At 71.0% G+C, this 2,436-nt stretch carries 2 protein-coding genes; one reads left to right on the forward strand and one right to left on the reverse strand.

The window, feature by feature from the left end; translation table 11 throughout:
• Positions 1-816 (forward strand): lectin (locus AB0B72_RS40115; protein WP_367745042.1); only part of this gene is annotated, 816 nt, incomplete at its 5' end.
• 230 nt (positions 817-1,046) lie between these two features.
• Here the strand turns inward: AB0B72_RS40115 and AB0B72_RS40120 are convergent.
• Complete coding sequence (locus AB0B72_RS40120) at positions 1,047-2,072, reverse strand: LacI family DNA-binding transcriptional regulator (protein ID WP_367745044.1); 1,026 nt, start codon at positions 2,070-2,072, stop codon at positions 1,047-1,049.
• Positions 2,073-2,436 lie beyond the last annotated feature (364 nt).

Genomic DNA, 2,436 nt, shown 5'->3' on the forward strand with positions numbered 1-2,436 from the left:
AACGCCAACAAGACCCGCGGCGTCTACAACATGGTCAAGGACTTCAAGGCCCGCGGCGTCCCGATCGACTGCGTCGGCCTGCAGTCCCACTTCGGCAACCCGCCGTCCAACTACCAGCAGAACATCGCCCAGTTCGCCGCCCTCGGCGTCGACGTCCAGATCACCGAGCTCGACATCGACGGCAGCGCCACCGCCCAGGCCGACGCCTACCGCCGCGTCACCCAGGCCTGCGTGAACGTGCCCCGCTGCGCCGGCATCACCACCTGGGGCATCACCGACAAGTACTCCTGGCGCTCCCCCAGCGCCGTCCTGCTCTTCGACGGCAACTACAACAAGAGGCCCGCCTACACCTCGGTCCTCGACGCGCTGAACGCCGCGAACCCCAACCCCGACCCCAGCCCGTCGCCGTCGACGACCCCGTCTCCCGGCACGGGGGGCGCGATCCGCGGTGTCGGGTCGGGCCGGTGCCTGGACGTCACCGGCGGCTCGGCCACCAACGGCGCGCAGGCGCAGATCTACGACTGCAACGGGCAGGCCAACCAGCAGTGGACCTCCACCAGCGCCAGTGAGCTGCGGGTCTTCGGCAACAAGTGCCTGGACGTCAACGGCGCCGGCACCGCCGACGGCTCCACTGTGATCATCTGGGACTGCAACGGCCAGAACAACCAGAAGTGGCGCTTCAACTCCGACGGCTCCATCACCGCCGTCGGCGCGAACAAGTGCCTGGACGTGCCGAACAACGCCACGGCCAACGGCACCAAGCTCGCCATCTGGACCTGCAACGGCGGAAGCAACCAGCGCTGGACCCGCTCCTGACCCTCTCTCCCCCTTCCGGAAGCCGGTCCGCGCCGACACGCGCGGGCCGGCTTCCGGCCGTCTGACCGCGTCTCGCCGTACGGCTGCCCGGTGTGCGCGCCCGGCCAGGACCGGTCCCTTCGTACGAACCGATTCGCCCCAGGGCGCGGCGAGCGTGGAGGGCCCGGCCAGGAGCCGGACGGTCACCAGGCGGCCGGCCCCCGTGAGACGGAGAGCCGTACGAGAGGGCTTCAGGCGAGCGGGTCGGGCAAGCGGGCCGGTCCGGTCGTGCCGCGGAGGGAGATGGGAGGGGCGACGAGCACGTGGCCGTGCGGGGTGGCGGGGTCGGCGATCCGCTGGATGAGCATCTCGACGGCCTGGGCGCCGAGCTCGTCCGCCGGGACGTCGGCCGCGGTGAGCGGCGGGTGCAGGTTCTCCGCCAGCTGGCCGGCGGCGACGCCGGCGATGGAGAAGTCCCGGGGCACGACCAGGCCGGCGTGGGTGAGCGCGCGGTACACGCCGGGGGTGGCGGCCTCGTTGACGGTGGCGATGGCGGTCACGCCGGGGTGCTCTTCGAGGAGCCGTTCGACGCAGGCCCCCCCGGAGTTGATGTCGTCGGCGCAGCACGTCTCCACGCCGTGCAGGCCCCGCTCGGCCACCGCCCGGGTGAATCCCATCTGCGCGCGATAGCCGGGGCCGTACCCGGCCGCCACCAGCTCGGCGGAGCGGTTGACCAGCGCGATGCGGCGGTGGCCGAGGTCGGCCAGGTGGTGCACGCAGTTGGCGATCAGCTTCTCGTAGTCGATGTCCACCCAGGACATGTCCTCCGGGTGACGGGTGCGGCCGATTCCGACGAAGGGCAGCCTGGCCTGCCGCAGGCGGGCGACGCGCTCGTCCTCCAGCCGGATCTCCATGACGATGACGCCGTCCACCCGTTTTCCGCTGATCACCCGCTCGAACGAGCGGTCGTGCTCGCCCCCCGACGGCGACAGCAGGACGTCCAGGTCGGCGCGCGCCGCCGCGTCGACGACGCTCGCCACGAAGCCGAGCTGCATGTCGGTCAGGCGCCGGCTGGCCGGAGGGATGACCAGGCCGATGGTGTGGGTCCGGCCCTCCTTGAGCGCCTTCGCGACGGCGTTCGGCCGGTAGCCCAGCTCGTCGATGACCGCCTGGATGCGCCGGCGGGTCTCCTCCGAGACGGGACGCTTGCCGCTCAGCGCGTAGGAGACGGTGCTGCGCGCCACGCCCGATCGCCTGGCGATCTCCCCGATGTTCACTCGCGCTCCTCCACCTGAAACGGCCGACAGGGAAATCGTAGGTCGAATCGAGCAGACAAGGGCAACCGGTGTCGTTACGAGGGCGTTTCCTCCCACCCCATTGACGCGGGTGTTCTCTGGTCCTATCTTCGGGCGAACCGATTCGATTCGGGGGAGTCAGCGACTCAATACGCGTCAGCGGAGGTCATAACCATGGCATCAGCGGCAGTCAGCCGGCGTGCGGCCGGCCTTGGAATAGCGGCTCTCGCGGCCGCCGGCAGCCTCGTCGGGTGCTCGTCCTCGGACGACGGCGGAGCCGCCGGCACCGCCTCGGCGGGGGCCAGTAAGGCCGCCGGGGGTGGGACCTACACGTTGTGGGATCCCT

The sequence above is a fragment of the Microbispora sp. NPDC049125 genome, from assembly GCF_040802045.1.
GTDB lineage: Bacteria > Actinomycetota > Actinomycetes > Streptosporangiales > Streptosporangiaceae > Microbispora.